Annotated in this window: 17 protein-coding genes; 11 read left to right on the forward strand and 6 right to left on the reverse strand. The window is 41.5% G+C overall.

Features of this window, described 5'->3' with window-relative positions; genetic code table 11:
- Positions 1–123: 123 nt before the first annotated feature.
- Entirely contained in the window at positions 124–342 is a 219-nt protein-coding gene (locus K8B83_RS20935) for a hypothetical protein (protein ID WP_223418790.1), read from the reverse strand.
- Positions 343–374: 32 nt separating this feature from the next.
- Positions 375–866, reverse strand: a complete 492-nt coding sequence (locus K8B83_RS20940) for a transposase (RefSeq protein WP_223418792.1) — start codon at positions 864–866, stop codon at positions 375–377.
- A 212-nt stretch (positions 867–1,078) separates the two neighbouring features.
- On the opposite strand from K8B83_RS20940, the gene K8B83_RS20945 reads away from it, so the two are divergent.
- Positions 1,079–1,411 carry a type II toxin-antitoxin system RelE/ParE family toxin gene (locus tag K8B83_RS20945; protein ID WP_188741286.1) on the forward strand — a complete coding sequence of 111 codons (333 nt, stop codon included), beginning with the start codon at positions 1,079–1,081 and terminating at the stop codon, positions 1,409–1,411.
- Between the two features lie 1,174 nt (positions 1,412–2,585).
- On the opposite strand, the gene hemE is transcribed toward K8B83_RS20945, so the two are convergent.
- A complete protein-coding gene (hemE, locus tag K8B83_RS20950; RefSeq protein WP_188740583.1) occupies positions 2,586–3,650 on the reverse strand; it encodes a uroporphyrinogen decarboxylase in 1,065 nt (354 codons plus the stop codon).
- Between the two features lie 452 nt (positions 3,651–4,102).
- Here hemE and rsd point away from each other — a divergent pair, with 452 nt between their 5' ends.
- The gene (rsd, locus tag K8B83_RS20955) at positions 4,103–4,570 is read left to right on the forward strand and encodes a sigma D regulator (RefSeq protein WP_188740582.1); all 468 of its coding nucleotides are present in this window, start codon (positions 4,103–4,105) and stop codon (positions 4,568–4,570) included.
- Positions 4,571–4,785: 215 nt separating this feature from the next.
- On the opposite strand, the gene K8B83_RS20960 is transcribed toward rsd, so the two are convergent.
- From K8B83_RS20960 to K8B83_RS20970, 3 genes are all read right to left on the reverse strand, one after another.
- A complete protein-coding gene (locus K8B83_RS20960) occupies positions 4,786–5,835 on the reverse strand; it encodes an MJ1255/VC2487 family glycosyltransferase (protein ID WP_188740581.1) in 1,050 nt (349 codons plus the stop codon).
- 61 nt (positions 5,836–5,896) lie between these two features.
- The gene (locus K8B83_RS20965; RefSeq protein ID WP_188740580.1) at positions 5,897–6,412 is read right to left on the reverse strand and encodes a phosphatase PAP2 family protein; all 516 of its coding nucleotides are present in this window, start codon (positions 6,410–6,412) and stop codon (positions 5,897–5,899) included.
- Positions 6,413–6,639: 227 nt separating this feature from the next.
- Positions 6,640–6,888, reverse strand: coding sequence for a YgjV family protein (locus K8B83_RS20970; protein WP_188740579.1), 249 nt, complete (start codon positions 6,886–6,888; stop codon positions 6,640–6,642).
- Positions 6,889–7,270: 382 nt separating this feature from the next.
- Between K8B83_RS20970 and rraA the strand changes: the two genes are divergently transcribed.
- The 9 genes from rraA to K8B83_RS21015 all read left to right on the forward strand — a co-directional run bounded on the left by rraA (position 7,271) and on the right by K8B83_RS21015 (position 14,607).
- On the forward strand, positions 7,271–7,756 hold the full coding sequence (gene rraA / locus K8B83_RS20975) for a ribonuclease E activity regulator RraA (RefSeq protein WP_188740578.1): 486 nt from the start codon (positions 7,271–7,273) through the stop codon (positions 7,754–7,756).
- Positions 7,757–7,879: 123 nt separating this feature from the next.
- A complete protein-coding gene (locus tag K8B83_RS20980) occupies positions 7,880–8,908 on the forward strand; it encodes a formimidoylglutamase (protein WP_188740587.1) in 1,029 nt (342 codons plus the stop codon).
- A 269-nt stretch (positions 8,909–9,177) separates the two neighbouring features.
- The gene (ubiE, locus tag K8B83_RS20985; RefSeq protein ID WP_188740577.1) at positions 9,178–9,933 is read left to right on the forward strand and encodes a bifunctional demethylmenaquinone methyltransferase/2-methoxy-6-polyprenyl-1,4-benzoquinol methylase UbiE; all 756 of its coding nucleotides are present in this window, start codon (positions 9,178–9,180) and stop codon (positions 9,931–9,933) included.
- A complete protein-coding gene (locus K8B83_RS20990; protein WP_188740576.1) occupies positions 9,933–10,553 on the forward strand; it encodes a ubiquinone biosynthesis accessory factor UbiJ in 621 nt (206 codons plus the stop codon). The genes ubiE and K8B83_RS20990 overlap by 1 nt, the downstream gene beginning before the upstream one ends.
- Entirely contained in the window at positions 10,550–12,199 is a 1,650-nt protein-coding gene (gene ubiB / locus K8B83_RS20995) for a ubiquinone biosynthesis regulatory protein kinase UbiB (protein ID WP_223418794.1), read from the forward strand. The genes K8B83_RS20990 and ubiB overlap by 4 nt, the downstream gene beginning before the upstream one ends.
- A gap of 110 nt (positions 12,200–12,309) precedes the next feature.
- Positions 12,310–12,549, forward strand: coding sequence for a Sec-independent protein translocase subunit TatA (tatA, locus tag K8B83_RS21000; protein ID WP_188740574.1), 240 nt, complete (start codon positions 12,310–12,312; stop codon positions 12,547–12,549).
- 6 nt (positions 12,550–12,555) lie between these two features.
- Entirely contained in the window at positions 12,556–12,969 is a 414-nt protein-coding gene (tatB, locus tag K8B83_RS21005; RefSeq protein ID WP_188740573.1) for a Sec-independent protein translocase protein TatB, read from the forward strand.
- 3 nt (positions 12,970–12,972) lie between these two features.
- On the forward strand, positions 12,973–13,725 hold the full coding sequence (gene tatC / locus K8B83_RS21010) for a twin-arginine translocase subunit TatC (RefSeq protein WP_188740572.1): 753 nt from the start codon (positions 12,973–12,975) through the stop codon (positions 13,723–13,725).
- 315 nt (positions 13,726–14,040) lie between these two features.
- Entirely contained in the window at positions 14,041–14,607 is a 567-nt protein-coding gene (locus K8B83_RS21015; protein WP_188740571.1) for a hypothetical protein, read from the forward strand.
- The last annotated feature ends 3 nt before the right edge of the window (positions 14,608–14,610 follow it).

Raw genomic sequence — 14,610 nt, forward strand, 5'->3', positions numbered from 1 at the left:
AACACCTACTGGCAGACAAAAAAGTACAAAAAACGAACGGTACTATTCAAGCCGATCACTCAATACTATTTTGACCGAAAAGTGATCGGCATCGATGGTATTGAGTGATCGCGATGAATGGTATTAGGTGATCGGCTTAGATGGTATTAGGTGATCGCGATGCATGAGAATATGCACTTCCTCTGTTAGCTTATTTGGGGGCTGGGGTCTATCCGCTATAGGCCTTTTATCACCGATGATTTCACCGCCTTCTTGCCAGCGCTGTAACGTCCGTATAGACAAACCAATTTCTTCACAGGCTTTCTCTTTTCTTGCGCCTGAGGTAACGGCATTATCAATCAAGGATGTGTAATGCAGCCTATCTGAGAGTGAGGTTAACTGTCCTCGTCTTCCCCCCAGTAGGCATTTAACTTTTTTCTTAACACCAATAATGCCGCGGTTTCAGCTAGGGCTGCATCCTTACGTTTTAACTCTTTTTCTAGCTCTTTAATTCGCTTACGGTCGGCTTTTCGCTCTTGGGCTAATTGCTTACGCTGCTGGGCTTGTGTTTGATTGCCTGCAATACAGCTTTGCTTCCATTCTTTAACTTGTTCAGGGTAAAGCCCTTTTTCACGGCAATACTCACTTAACTCAATTTCGCTTAATGCTGACGTTTCTAAAACAATTGAGAACTTTTGCTCTGGTGACCAACCATCTAAATTATTACTCTCTGCCAAACTAGAACCTACTTTTAAATACTTATCTCGCCATGAATACAAAGTAGATAAGTTGATACTTTCTAGCTTTGCGAATTGGCCTAATGATAAGCCACTTTCAAGGAGCTTTCTAATGACGGCTTGCTTATGCTCTTCTGGATAATGCTTCATTCATAACTAACTTACCGCTCCCTGTTTTATTTTTATGAAAAACTGAGGCGACAACTATCCTGACACAGGGGGATTGTCTCCTGTGAAGAATACAATCGTTTTGAAGAATTGAAGATGGAGCTTGTTCGATCACGCTTCGAAAATATTGATGAAGATGATCTTATGGACGGTAATGACTTTTTAGATGAGTTAGATTCTGGAAAGTATGATTAATGAAAAATACACCATTCTTACTTAGAGGCCATGCAAGAAAAGATTTAGAGTCTATTCGCAAGTACACAATCAAAAAGTGGGGAAATCCTCAATGGTTAAAGTACAAAGAGGTCTTGCGAAAAAGAATGCAAGCTTTAGCTAATAATCCAAATCTGGGATTGTCCATTTATGAGGTTTCTAAGGATGGCTATAGATTTCCAGATGGCAAGCATGTTTTCTATTATTTAAAAAGAGATAATGATGTTGTTTTTGTTGGATTTCTATCTAATCAAATGGCTCCTGAAAAACACCTTGAAAGAATTAAAAGTATAGATTCAGAGTTAAATTTATGAAGTTAACTTATGAAGATCGTCATTTTTTAATAACGAGAATTTTAAATGGAGCTGCAATATCAGCTATTGCAGCAGAATTAAAATGCCCCAAATGTACTTTCATATAAATGGTTAATGTCTCGAATGTGGTAGCTACTGCCCTTATGACGTTGAATTTAGTCATGTAGAATTTTTTATTCTTTGATATTGCACAAAGGACTGTTTAATTCGCATCGGGGACGTTAGACCTATATTTTTCTCATCTGAACCATCCGAATTAGTGCAAATAATCTAGCACGTTTCTGTCCATAAATGCGTTAGTTCTTCCAATTACAAACAAGGTTAAATCGAAGATACCCATACGGCGGATGTAATCGCGGCTATGACCTTCGAAAACATGGATGTTTTCGCAGAGCGCCCAAGGATGGGTTTACCGCGTGTCATAGAAGTGATTTCATTGAGTATCGTTGCCTAACATCTTAGTTTTGTTTGAGTTAATAGCTCTAGTTGGCCTACTTCCATAGGCCACTCTTGATCTCGTTTGGCCTAAATCATAAAAAGCAAAACACTTGGATCCCGGCTCAAAAGCATTGCCGGGACGACGTTAGAGTTAGGACGATATTAAAGTTAGGACCATGAGACAGTAGCTAACATGCCTTTATCCAGATAAATGAGTTAGATGCCTCAGCTTGAAATGCCAAAATTCAACTCTGAACTTGAGGCCGTTAAGAAAATGACGTGAGTCCAGACATGGATGTCTGGGTAGCTTTGGAGGGGAAGGGACGCCCCATCTGAAGCGTTAGCATTTACGAATAAGGCTAAAGAACACTCAGACGAAGTTAAAAGCTGGATTCAACCACGTCGCGAAATTATCGCAGCTATCGTTTGGTAACAAGAATGATAATTTTGATGTGGCGGCTGGGCCAATTCTTTTATAAAGAGTAAAGAGGAAACAGCCGTTGGTTTCCTCTTGGTCTGGTGTGGGCGAAGCGCCACGACGTTAATGGCCGCAGGCCATAAAACCTAAATCAAAATCATAAAAAACAGCTGGATTCCGGCTCACAAGCATTACTGAGAAGTCGTAAAATAGAAAAATAGAAAAACTAACTGCTCACATTCAAAAGCTAAATAACAAAAAACTATCAACAAAAAAGCGAATCCGAAGATTCGCTTTTTTATTAGCCAATACCAATAATTACTTGTGATATTGCTTAGATAACTCATGTACAGAGTTGATAAATGAACCCGCATGCTCAGGATCAACATGCTGATGAATACCATGACCTAAGTTAAATACATGGCCGGTACCTTCACCGTAGCTTGCAAGAATTTGGTCAACTTCTTGATGAATACGCTCAGGAGATGCATACAACATTGATGGATCCATGTTGCCTTGTAGTGCCACTTTATCACCTACGCGGCGACGTGCATCACCAATATCAACCGTCCAGTCTAAACCTAATGCATCACAACCGGTTTCAGCCATTGCTTCTAACCATAATCCGCCGCCTTTAGTAAATAAGGTTACTGGCACTTTACGGCCATCAGCAAAGCGGGTTAAGCCATCAACAATTTTTTGCATATAACGTAATGAGAATTCGCGGTAAGCGTGGTGCGATAATGCACCGCCCCAAGAGTCGAAAATCATTAACGATTGTGCGCCGTTAGCCACCTGAGCGTTAAGGTATAACACTACTGAGTCAGCTAACTTGTCTAATAACATGTGCAATGCTGCAGGTTCTGCATACGCCATACGTTTGATTTTTTCAAACGTTTTGCTTGAGCCACCTTCAACCATATAAGTGGCTAGCGTCCAAGGTGAACCTGAAAAACCAATTAATGGCACTGCGCCGTTAAGTTCACGACGAATGGTGCTCACGGCACGCATAACGTAACCTAACTCGTCTTCTGGATCTGGGATGCAAAGTTTTTTGATAGCATCAATCGTATCTGTTGGACGCTCAAAACGAGGACCTTCACCCGTCTCAAAGTACAATCCAAGACCCATCGCATCAGGTACAGTCAAAATATCTGAGAATAAAATCGCAGCATCTAAATCATAACGACGTAATGGTTGTAACGTCACTTCGCAAGCCAACTCAGCATTACGACATAACGACATAAAGTCGCCAGCCTGAGCTCGAGTTGCTTTGTATTCTGGTAAATAACGACCTGCTTGACGCATCATCCATACTGGAGTGACATCAACTGGCTGCTTTAACAACGCACGTAAATAACGATCATTCTTTAATTCTGCCATGTGGGCTTTCTTCCTAGACTGTTATGATTTCTGCTGGGCGCTAGTTTAGCACTTACGCGATTAATGTAACCACTCAAGCGAGATTTATGTGAGCTATTCCTAAATCTAATGGTTAATTTTTTAACACATCCACTTCACTGCTCACAAAATGCACAATACTGGCGTATAAATCGCAAATAATCAGATTAAACGTTGCGTAGATGTAAGTCGTTTGGTATAAAAAGTGTGCGCTAGCAAGAACAATCAAGAAGCCCGACACATCGAGCCTTTGAAAACTTCGTTACCCCGTGATGGCATGCCTTCACGGGGTTTTTTATTGCCTATCGTTTGCCATTCTCATTTTCAGCGCTCTTAGCTGGTTGGTCCTGAAAATATAAATAAAACAGTTGATCATAATACACTTTGTCCAATACATTAGATGTTATAGAAAAGTTGCTGACTAGAGAAAACACATGCTAACCAATTTAGAAAAAGCAGAAAAACGCTGGGGCGGCGCTAACAAATTAATCGATCAATGGCTTAATCACCGCAGAAAACTGTTGATCCAATATTTTATCGTTGCGGGCCTAGCGCCCTATTCGCGTGCCGAAAAGTCATTACCCAGCCTTGAGCAAGTAAAAGATTTCTGTGACCAATTAGTCGACTATGTCTCTGAAGGCCACTTTGAGGTTTACAATAATGTGGTAAAGGCTTGCGAAAAATTTGGCGAATCGAGTATTGAAACGGCAAATAAATTATTGCCAAAAATCAGTGAAAGCACCGATATCGCACTCGATTTTAATGATAAATACACTGAAGCCACTGACGATAACATCTTGTACCAATTGGACTCAGATTTATCTCAATTGGCTCAAGCCATGGAATCGCGCTTTGAGTTAGAAGATCAACTGTTAGAAGTGCTGCATAACCGCCATTCGTAATCACAGTACAAACACGTTAATAAAAAAGTGCGTATTAACGCACTTTTTTATTGATACCGTTCGGGCGTATTGATAAATATTGTGGCTAAAATGGCTTTATGTCGTGTTGATTCATCTCGACTAAGGGCAACTATGCCCGCAATTATCCGCCTTGCCTAAAGCGATGTTATCTCTCAACATAAAAGATAAATAAACAGCAACAAGCCCTGCCGTCATTACTGCCGTTTATGCCAATTTTCAGGTAACTCAACTTGCGACCATAAGTTGTGGCATAAGCTTTCTGGCTGATGCCAATCACCCGCTTTAAGCCAATCCACCAATGCGTCACCCACCTGAGGATAAGCAATAGGTTTAGGTGATGGCGATTTGAGCCAACGCTTTAATACCGCAACATCTAATGTATTCATACTGTCTGCCGCGGCCAATAATTGCAGCGCAGCCACGTTGGCGAGTTGCTCAAATTGACCTAATAGCGGTTTAACCAGTAACTTTTTCCCTAGTGTCATTGCTTCGCTGGCAAGTTCAAAACCAGCATTACCAATCACGCCACCGCATTGCGACATATGTTGCTTAAATCCTTCACGATTAAAACCATGCCAATGTATATGTTCCGCCATGCCTTTTAACGGTTTTAGGCCGTGATAAACAAAAAACTGATATTGATCAAACGGCGCTAAAAACTCAGCAATTCGGTCGGCATCTTCGAAGGGTAAATACACCAAAATTTGATGACTATAATCACCACTGCTTGTTGAGACCTCAACAAATGGCGGTAAAATAGGAAAACCAAAATGATGCCAATGACAACCAAGCGAAATATCGACAGGAGCAAAGCGATTTAACAACAGTTCATTAAACCAGCTGGCGCCTTGCTTAGGTACCGGATATTTCAGCGCCGCTTGATGGCTTATAGCAATTGAAGGGACATGCTGTTGTTTTGCAGCCCAGGCGGTGACCGGTTCAAAATCATTCAAAACAAGGTCGTACCCGCTTAAATCCAGTTGTTTAATTTCAGAGAAAATATTCGCCATCAAATTTTTTTTCGCGGTTTGTACAATATTCACCCGGCCATTGTCTGTAATAAATGTCATGCCATTTCGTGTTTGATAATCGGCAAAACATTGCATATCAAAATACTGATCGGGGGAACGTCCTGAAAATAAAAAATCGACATCTATTTGATGCTGACCAAGCGCTTTAGCCATTACCCTTGCCCGACTAATATGGCCATTCCCCGTACCTTGAACACCGTACAAAATTTTCATACTGCCTGACATCCTCAATGGCTTAACTTAACAATGCAACAAAAAGTAAATGTACGCGCAATTACTGCATTAATTGCACAACCAATATTACTGAGCCAGAACCCAACGCTGCTCCAGCAAAAATATCTAACGGATAATGCACACCAAGGGCAATACGTGATAGCCCCACAAAACAAGCCCATGCAAATGCGATTGGGGCTAGCACTGGGAACACCACATTAATCACACTGGCAAACACAAATGCCCCCGCCGTATGGCCAGAAGGTAAACTAAATTTATCAGACGGCTCAAAACCTGAGTTAAATCCTGCCAGTGCGTGGCAAGGTCGATGACGCCTAATGCTATTTTTTAATAGTAAATACAACGGGAATTCGACAATAAAGCTGCCCAACACTAAATTAAAAAAGTGCTGACCATTAGGATGAAAAAAAAGCAGTGCAACAGATAGGTACACGTAATAATGGCCGTCCCCCGTGACTGAAACCCGTTTAGCCGCCTGGCTAAGTTGATTATCACGGCTAAATTGCACGACCCAATAAAACCAATATTTATCTAACTCGCTGATACTTATCTTCATGCTTGACTCCATGCCAAACGTTGGACATTGGTTAACCCAACAAAAGTTATTTTTTTGTTATCAAGACGAATAATAAAGAGGTGCAATGAACGCGAGGTGACAGTTAGTCTAAAGTTTTATGACACTGTCTAAACAAGGTTAATAAGAGGGAATTAACAAAAAACCTCTCAAACATAAGCTTGAGAGGTTTTTATCATTAGAGCGTCATATAGGTGACGCCTAAACTGTTAGGCAATTTGAGTTTGCAACTGCTTGTTACGATAAATCTTAACCAGGTGATAAATATTAATACAGGCAACGAAGGCATTCATTCCTGCCACTGGCCATGCCCCGATTGAATACCCGTAGGCAACAAAAAAAGAACAACCTACAAAGTTTAACCATCTTAATAAAATGATGTCTTTCATCATCAGCGAAATAGCAACCATCACTGATGCTGCGTAACCTAAGACTTCAATCAAGTCGATATTTTCCATAAGAACCTCTGTTTCAGGCTCTCTGCCTTCCGTAAGCGTAACGAGGGATCCGTGCCCCTAAAGCTAGCATAAATTGTAAACTAACATTAAATAACTCAGTAATATGCTAACAAACTGCCGCTAAAAATTGTAATTAAAAAACGTATTAGGATGACCTAAATCAACATATATCGGCTAATTACCTCAATTTGAAAGAAAATTACTTCCAAAAATGTTCTTTGTTCTGTATTTAGGCTAATCAGTGAACCGCATAAAAGTAACATTATGTTGATTAACAACAATTGCGTGATTGATAAGGCTTTTATTTTCGTAAAAAGCTCATATAATTCATTTATCTTTGCTTTACCCAGCAATTACCCTTGCTGCCTAACAGGAGTTAAATATGGAATACAACACCTCAGAACTCTGCGACATGTATATTGATGTAGTTGACGTCGTAGAACCAATGTTCAGTAACTACGGTGGTTGCAGCTCCTTCGGTGGCTCAATCAGTACCATTAAGTGTTTTGAAGATAACGGCCTGATTGCTGATGCTTTAGAAGAAGATGGTGAAGGTAAAGTACTATTAGTAGATGGTGGTGGTTCATTACGTCGTGCACTTATTGATGCCCGTATTGCCGAACTTGCTGTAGCAAACAACTGGGAAGGTATTATTGTTTATGGCTCGGTGCGCGATGTTGACGCATTAGAAGAACTAGACATTGGTATTCAAGCCATTGCATCTATTCCTGTTGGCGCTGAAGGCAATGGCGTTGGTGAAGTTGAAATTCCAGTTAACTTTGGTGGTGTCACCTTCTTACCTGGCGATCATATTTACGCTGATAATACTGGTGTTATTTTATCTCCAGAGCCGCTAGATATTGAATAATATCTCGCTAATATCGCGCCATGGCTAAACATCAGTTAACGCTGGCCGACAATTAACATAAAAACCAGCTATGCTGGTTTTTTTATGTCGATTTTAGGACTATTTTACAGTGAGGCACACATCATGTTTATCGCATTTACTGAGCAGCATTGTCACGAACTACTGACCATTAGAGCCAATGAAACCAAGCTAGGCCAACAGGTTTTACTGGCCAATTCACAACTAACGCTTAAGCAAAACGCGCAAGATGCAGCAGCTAAAGGCGCACGTTTTGCCATCATCGCCATCGCTGAAGACACAGGCCCCCGTGCTAACTTAGGCCGAGGCGGTGCTGACGATGTGTTCAATGCATGCATAAAGCAATTGCTAAACCTGCAATCAAATCGTTTTTTACAAGGCAATGAATGCGTCATTCTTGGACAAATTTGCCAGGACTCCACTGCAGAACCAACCGCCAGCATAGACGAACTTCGCCAAGCTACGGCTAAACTCGATGATCTAGTTATCGACGCGACAACCCATATCTTGCAAGCGGGATTAGAGCCCATAGTGATTGGCGGTGGCCACAACAATGCCTATGGCTTATTGATGGCAACAAAAGCTCACAGCGGCCTACCTGTCGCTGCCGTTAATCTCGATCCCCACAGTGACTTTAGGCCACGAGAAGGACGCCACAGTGGTAACGGCTTTAGTTATGCTGCCGCAAGCGGAGCCCTAGACCATTACCATATTTTAGGGTTGCATGAGCTTAAAAACTCCGAGGCAACACTCGAACAATTAAGTCTTTTTGGTGCCACATGGCATAGCTTTCAACAAATTTGGGTGCGCCGAGAACTGCCTCTAGACAATGCTTTAAAGCAAATAGCTAAGGGATTAAATCAAACTCAATTACCCGTTGCATTAGAGCTCGATGTTGATGCCATTGCCAATATGCCAAGCAGTGCCGCTACCTTTGCCGGGATCCCGCTGCTCGATGCGTGCCATTATGTTCACTATATTGCTAAACATTGCCCTTGCAGTTACGTGCATTTTGCCGAAGCCGCCCCAGCATGCCATCACGCAGGCACAACCGCCGGATATCGAGATGTAGGGCAAGGCCTTAGTGAGTTAATTTACGCTTATATTCAAGGACGACTAGCGCGCTTGAATTAGAATCAACTGAAGCTATTCATTAAAAGCTAATTTTATGCTCTAATGCAGAGCAAATTTTTAGCCGTTGATATCAACATTTATCAGGGGCAATCGACGCAAGCACATTACTGCGTTTTAAGATGATGTGAACCATTTAGCATGCAGACAAGGCAACTCATTGATTGTTGTCACACTCTAGCACCACAGTGATTCAGCAATCATTCGCAATGGCTTACACTCGCCATTACATACAATCGCAATGAATAAGCGCACATTATAGGAATATACCGATGTCTGAGGGCGAACCAAAGAACACGCATTTTGGATTTAAAACCGTCGAAGCGGATAAAAAGGCTGACCTCGTCGCCGATGTGTTTCACTCTGTCGCTGCTAAATACGACATTATGAATGACGTGATGTCTTTTGGTATTCACCGTTTTTGGAAGCGTCATACCATTGAAACAGCGGCCGCACGCCCAGGCATGAAAGTGTTAGATTTAGCTGGCGGTACGGGTGATTTAACCGCTAAATTTTCACATCTTGTGGGTGACCGAGGTCAAGTAATTCTTGCTGATATCAATGATTCTATGCTCAAAGTAGGTCGCACTAAACTACGTGATAAAGGCATTGTTAATAACGTCAGTTATGTGCAAGCAAACGCTGAAGCACTACCGTTTCCTGACAACCATTTTGACATTATTACCATTGCTTTTGGCTTACGTAATGTCACCGATAAAGATGCAGCACTACGCTCAATGCTACGGGTATTAAAGCCAGGCGGGAAATTATTAGTACTTGAATTTTCAACACCTAAACATGAACTTATGCGCAAAGTGTACGACATGTATAGCTTTAAAGTATTGCCTAAAATGGGTGAGTTAATCACCAAAGATGCAGACAGCTATGAGTACCTAGCAGAGTCTATTCGCATGCACCCAGATCAAGAGACCTTAAAGCAAATGATGGTTGATGCTGGATTTGAGCAAGTTGACTATACCAACATGACAGATGGCGTAGTCGCATTACACAAAGGCTATAAGTTCTAATGGTACCCAATCATTTTGCCTTGCTGGTTTGCGCGGCTATCGAAACCGGCTTTAACCGATTACCGCCGCAAGCTAAAGACGATTATGCTCGTCAAAAATCATTGCATGGCAAAGTGATATGCATTCAGCTTAGTCAATTAAGTTGGCCTATATATTTACTCTTTTCAAAACAAGTTCAAGTGATGAGCTATTATGAAGGGGACGTTACCGTCACAGTTAATGCCGACGCTTCAACCCTTTACCAGCTAACTGAAGGGGCTAATTTAACCGAGTTAATTAAGCAAGATAAACTCAGTCTCGACGGTGATATCCAGCTGCTGCAAACGTTTAGCCATTACCTACAAAATATTCATTTCGATTTTGCAGAGCCTTTATCACGTTATATTGGCGATGCTCCAACGCACAAGTTAGTCACAGGCATGAAAACCATAGGCCAAGACATTAAGCAAGTCATGTTAAAAACTCGCTCGCATATCAGCCAATTGACTACAGAAGAGTACCGCCTTGCGCCCAATAAAATTGAGGTGCTTCACTTTCGCGATAATCTCGACGATCTTGTTAGCCAAATTGATCGAATCGAAGTCAGAATAGCCAAACTCAGTGAGCAAATAATTCAATGACATTTGCAAGTATCAGGCGTGGTTACCATGTCATTAAAACCATTTTGCATTTTGGCCTAGATGACCTTATTCCTGGGCACAAAAAGCCTTGGTATTTTATTATTTTACGTAACTGCCTATTTTGGATCCGCAACAAACATAAAGCTAAGTCCCCGGCCGAACGTTTAAAATTAGCCATGCAAGAGCTAGGGCCGGTTTACATTAAACTCGGTCAAATGTTGTCAACCCGCCGAGACTTACTTGACGATGAATGGGCCTATCAGCTAGCCATGCTGCAAGACAGAGTACCGCCTTTTGATTCAGCCCTTGCTCGAGAGGCTATTGAGGCCGAGCTTGGCACAACCATCGACACTTATTTTGATAACTTTGACGACACACCACTGGCATCTGCATCCATTTCTCAAGTTCATACCGCTACGTTAAAATCTAACGGTAAAGACGTCGTTCTTAAAGTGCTTAGACCAAATGTTGAACAACAAATACTGGCCGACCTGCAATTAATGACACAAACGGCCAATTTGCTGGAATCCATTCTCGGTGAAGGTAATCGCCTTCGCCCAGCAGAAGTGATTGAAGATTACCAAACCACCATTTTAGGTGAGCTAAACCTTAAGCTTGAAGCACTAAACGCCATAAAATTACGCAATAATTTTATTGACTCCAATGCGCTTTATATCCCTTTTGTTTATGAAGAGCACAGCTATAAGCGTTTAATGGTGATGGAACGCATTTATGGTATTCCGGTATCCGACACTGAAGCCCTACGTGCCCAAGGCACCAATTTTAAATTGCTTGCAGAGCGTGGTGTAGAGCTGTTTTTCACCCAGGTTTTCCGCGATAACTTTTTCCATGCAGACATGCACCCAGGCAATATTTTTATTAGCCGAGAACATCCAGACGACCCATTTTATATCGGCCTAGACTGCGGCATTATGGGCACATTAACCGAGGTCGATAAACGCTACCTTGCCGAAAATTTTCTCGCCTTTTTTAATCGCGACTATCACCGCATAGCACAACTTTACATTGAGTCAGGCTGGGTGTCAGAGCACACAGACATCATTGCCTTTGAACAGGCGGTAAAAGTAGTGTGTGAGCCCATGTTTAATAAGCCATTAGACGAGATTTCATTTGGTCATGTCTTGTTAGAGCTCTTTCGCACAGCACGCCATTTTGACATTGTGGTTCAACCGCAACTGGTATTGCTTGAAAAAACCCTGCTCTACATTGAAGGGCTAGGCAGACAGCTATACCCACAACTCGACTTATGGCAAACAGCTAAACCTTTTTTGGAAAACTGGATGTCTGAACAAGTTGGCCCTAAAGCCATGTTCCAAAAAGTAAAATCTAATGCGCCATTTTGGGCAGACAAATTACCTGAGTTTCCAGAACTGATATACGACAATCTAAAACTCGGTCGCAAGCTGCTCGGTACGCAACAACAGATGTTAGATAAGTATTTGCGTTATCAACAAAAATCACACAAAAGTAATTATCTACTGATTACCTCTGCGGTATTATTGATCTGCGGCACAATTTTAATTTCTCAAACCGCTACACTATGGCCAGCATATACCTGCATTGGCGCTGGTGTAGTCATTTGGGTAATTGGATGGCGATCTAGGCCAAAGAATCGTAAATTTTAGCTAGCACTAATTTATGAGAGGTTCATAATACTTAAAGAATTGGATTGTATTGTGGCTTGTTACTATAACGTTTTACAAAAACCATTTTTTATTTAAAGAGGATAATCTTCATGGGCGGCATCAGTATTTGGCAGCTTCTTATCATTGCACTAATTGTCATTTTATTATTTGGTACTAAAAAATTACGCTCTTTAGGCGGTGATTTAGGTGGGGCAGTAAAAGGCTTTAAAAACGCCATGTCTCCCGAAGAAGAAAACAAATCAATAGAAGACAAAGATAAAGACCAGACAGCTGCGACTTCGCAACAGGCAGCTGAAAAGCAACCTGAATCTAAAGATAAACAGGCGTAATTTATTATGTTTGACGGTATCGGCTTTATGGAGCTGCTGCTGATCGGTATTTTGGGGCTTGTGGTTCTCGGCCCCGAAAGATTACCGGTTGCGGTGCGTTCGGTAACAGGTTGGATCCGTGCCATAAAACGCATGGCTAATTCTGTTAAAGATGAACTTGAACAAGAACTGAAAATTGAACAATTACACTCTGATTTAAAAAAAGCAGAGAGCAAAGGCTTAGCCAATTTATCGCCAGAACTGAAAGAATCGATTGAACAGCTAAAACAGGCTGCTGAGTCAGTTAATAGGCCTTATAAAGTGGAAGATGTTTCTCCTGTTGCGTCAACATCTGAGACACCATCGACGTCGAGCAATAAAGAAGCTCAACCCGTCGACACTACATCAGAAAACAGTTCACCTCCTAAATCTAACGGATAATTCATGTCACAACAGCAACCGCTAATCAGCCATTTGCTTGAATTACGTACCAAACTGCTAAAAGCCATTGGCAGTGTGTTATTTGTATTCATTGCTATTGTGTATTGGGCAAATGATATCTACCACTATATTGCACTACCGTTAATGCGCTCACTGCCTGAAAGCGGCAGCATGATTGCAACCGACGTAGCTGCGCCGTTTTTTGCCCCTTTTAAACTGACATTAGTATTAGCCTTTTTTATTGCTATTCCTTATGTACTCTATCAAATATGGTCATTTGTAGCCCCTGGGTTATATAAGCATGAAAAACGCTTAGTGGTACCATTACTCACCAGCAGCACCTTGTTATTTTATTTAGGTATCGCGTTTGCTTATTATATTGTGTTTCCGGTAGTGTTCGGTTTTTTCACAAGTGTCGCACCAGAAGGCGTGCAAGTTGCAACCGATATCAGTAGCTATTTAAGCTTTATTTTGAAGCTATTTTTTGCTTTTGGTTTAGCGTTCGAAATCCCGGTAGCGGTGGTTTTATTATGCTGGGCTGGTGTGACTACACCTGACGAGCTTCGCCAAAAACGCCCCTATATTGTGGTCGGTGCTTTTGTTATCGGGATGCTATTAACTCCACCCGATATTATTTCTCAGACTATGCTAGCAGTACCAATGCTGTTATTGTTTGAGGGTGGCTTGATAGCAGCACGCTTTTACAGTAAAAAAGAACAGGATGACGTGCCAGAGAACGAGCACGCTGATAGCTAACTAAAAATGGCATTAGTTGGTCATTTTTAGTTAGGGCGTGTTGATCATTTAAGGTTTTTTGCAGCAAATTGTGGTTCATTTAGACAAAACAGAAGCTTTGGAGTGTAGTTATTCTACATAAAAGCCGATAACCTAGTAAAAATGAACAACAAACGCTGCCGAAGCGTTCAGCTAAAAACGGATTCTGCTTTATTGAGCGAGTTTTACTTAGATTGCTTTACGACAATTCACTCGCCGCGCTTAATCTGTTTCTATCTCGGACAAAATTCAACCAGCAAAGATCAACACGCCCAAGACAAATAATAAGGAAGAAAAATGCGTTTATGTTTAATTGCCGCTGGTGTTTTATTGATGTCAGTCAATGCACAAGCCAATAATCAACTCATCGATCAATTGTCAATTTGTGCATCTCAATCCAATGATACTGAACGCTTAAATTGTTATGACCAACTAGCCGCCAATACAAAACCAAGTAGCCAAACGCCTATCGAAGAGGTAGCCAAAGCCCCTGCAGCGGTTACATTGGCCACCCCACCAGTCGCAACTGTGGTAACTAGAACACCGTCTCAATCAGTAGCACCTGAAATAGCGACTCCCACAACCGTTTCACCAGAACTAAGCATCGACGATTTTGGGTTACAAAAAAAAGTTATCGAGGATGAGGTGGATCGTCTTTATTTCACGGTAGCAAAAGTAACAAAATCAGCCAGTGGAGCTATTGTGGTGACTCTTGAAAATGGTCAAGTGTGGACACAAACAAACGCTGAACGCTACAAAGTGAAAAAGGGTCAAAAAATCTACATTGAAACTGGCGCACTTAACTCCTTTTTAATGGGCAGTGATGAGCGTAATGCCACCACCAGAGTTAAACGACTAAAGTAGTCA

The organism is Shewanella inventionis (genome assembly GCF_019931735.1).
Lineage (GTDB): Bacteria > Pseudomonadota > Gammaproteobacteria > Enterobacterales > Shewanellaceae > Shewanella > Shewanella inventionis.

Coding starts and splice junctions, on each gene's coding strand:
- K8B83_RS20940 (WP_223418792.1), bottom strand. CDS start 866: ATGAAGCATTATCCAGAAGAGCATAAGCAAGCCGTCATTAGAAAGCTC.
- K8B83_RS20945 (WP_188741286.1), top strand. CDS start 1,079: ATGAAAAATACACCATTCTTACTTAGAGGCCATGCAAGAAAAGATTTA.
- hemE (WP_188740583.1), bottom strand. CDS start 3,650: ATGGCAGAATTAAAGAATGATCGTTATTTACGTGCGTTGTTAAAGCAG.
- rsd (WP_188740582.1), top strand. CDS start 4,103: ATGCTAACCAATTTAGAAAAAGCAGAAAAACGCTGGGGCGGCGCTAAC.
- K8B83_RS20960 (WP_188740581.1), bottom strand. CDS start 5,835: ATGAAAATTTTGTACGGTGTTCAAGGTACGGGGAATGGCCATATTAGT.
- K8B83_RS20965 (WP_188740580.1), bottom strand. CDS start 6,412: ATGAAGATAAGTATCAGCGAGTTAGATAAATATTGGTTTTATTGGGTC.
- K8B83_RS20970 (WP_188740579.1), bottom strand. CDS start 6,888: ATGGAAAATATCGACTTGATTGAAGTCTTAGGTTACGCAGCATCAGTG.
- rraA (WP_188740578.1), top strand. CDS start 7,271: ATGGAATACAACACCTCAGAACTCTGCGACATGTATATTGATGTAGTT.
- K8B83_RS20980 (WP_188740587.1), top strand. CDS start 7,880: ATGTTTATCGCATTTACTGAGCAGCATTGTCACGAACTACTGACCATT.
- ubiE (WP_188740577.1), top strand. CDS start 9,178: ATGTCTGAGGGCGAACCAAAGAACACGCATTTTGGATTTAAAACCGTC.
- K8B83_RS20990 (WP_188740576.1), top strand. CDS start 9,933: ATGGTACCCAATCATTTTGCCTTGCTGGTTTGCGCGGCTATCGAAACC.
- ubiB (WP_223418794.1), top strand. CDS start 10,550: ATGACATTTGCAAGTATCAGGCGTGGTTACCATGTCATTAAAACCATT.
- tatA (WP_188740574.1), top strand. CDS start 12,310: ATGGGCGGCATCAGTATTTGGCAGCTTCTTATCATTGCACTAATTGTC.
- tatB (WP_188740573.1), top strand. CDS start 12,556: ATGTTTGACGGTATCGGCTTTATGGAGCTGCTGCTGATCGGTATTTTG.
- tatC (WP_188740572.1), top strand. CDS start 12,973: ATGTCACAACAGCAACCGCTAATCAGCCATTTGCTTGAATTACGTACC.
- K8B83_RS21015 (WP_188740571.1), top strand. CDS start 14,041: ATGCGTTTATGTTTAATTGCCGCTGGTGTTTTATTGATGTCAGTCAAT.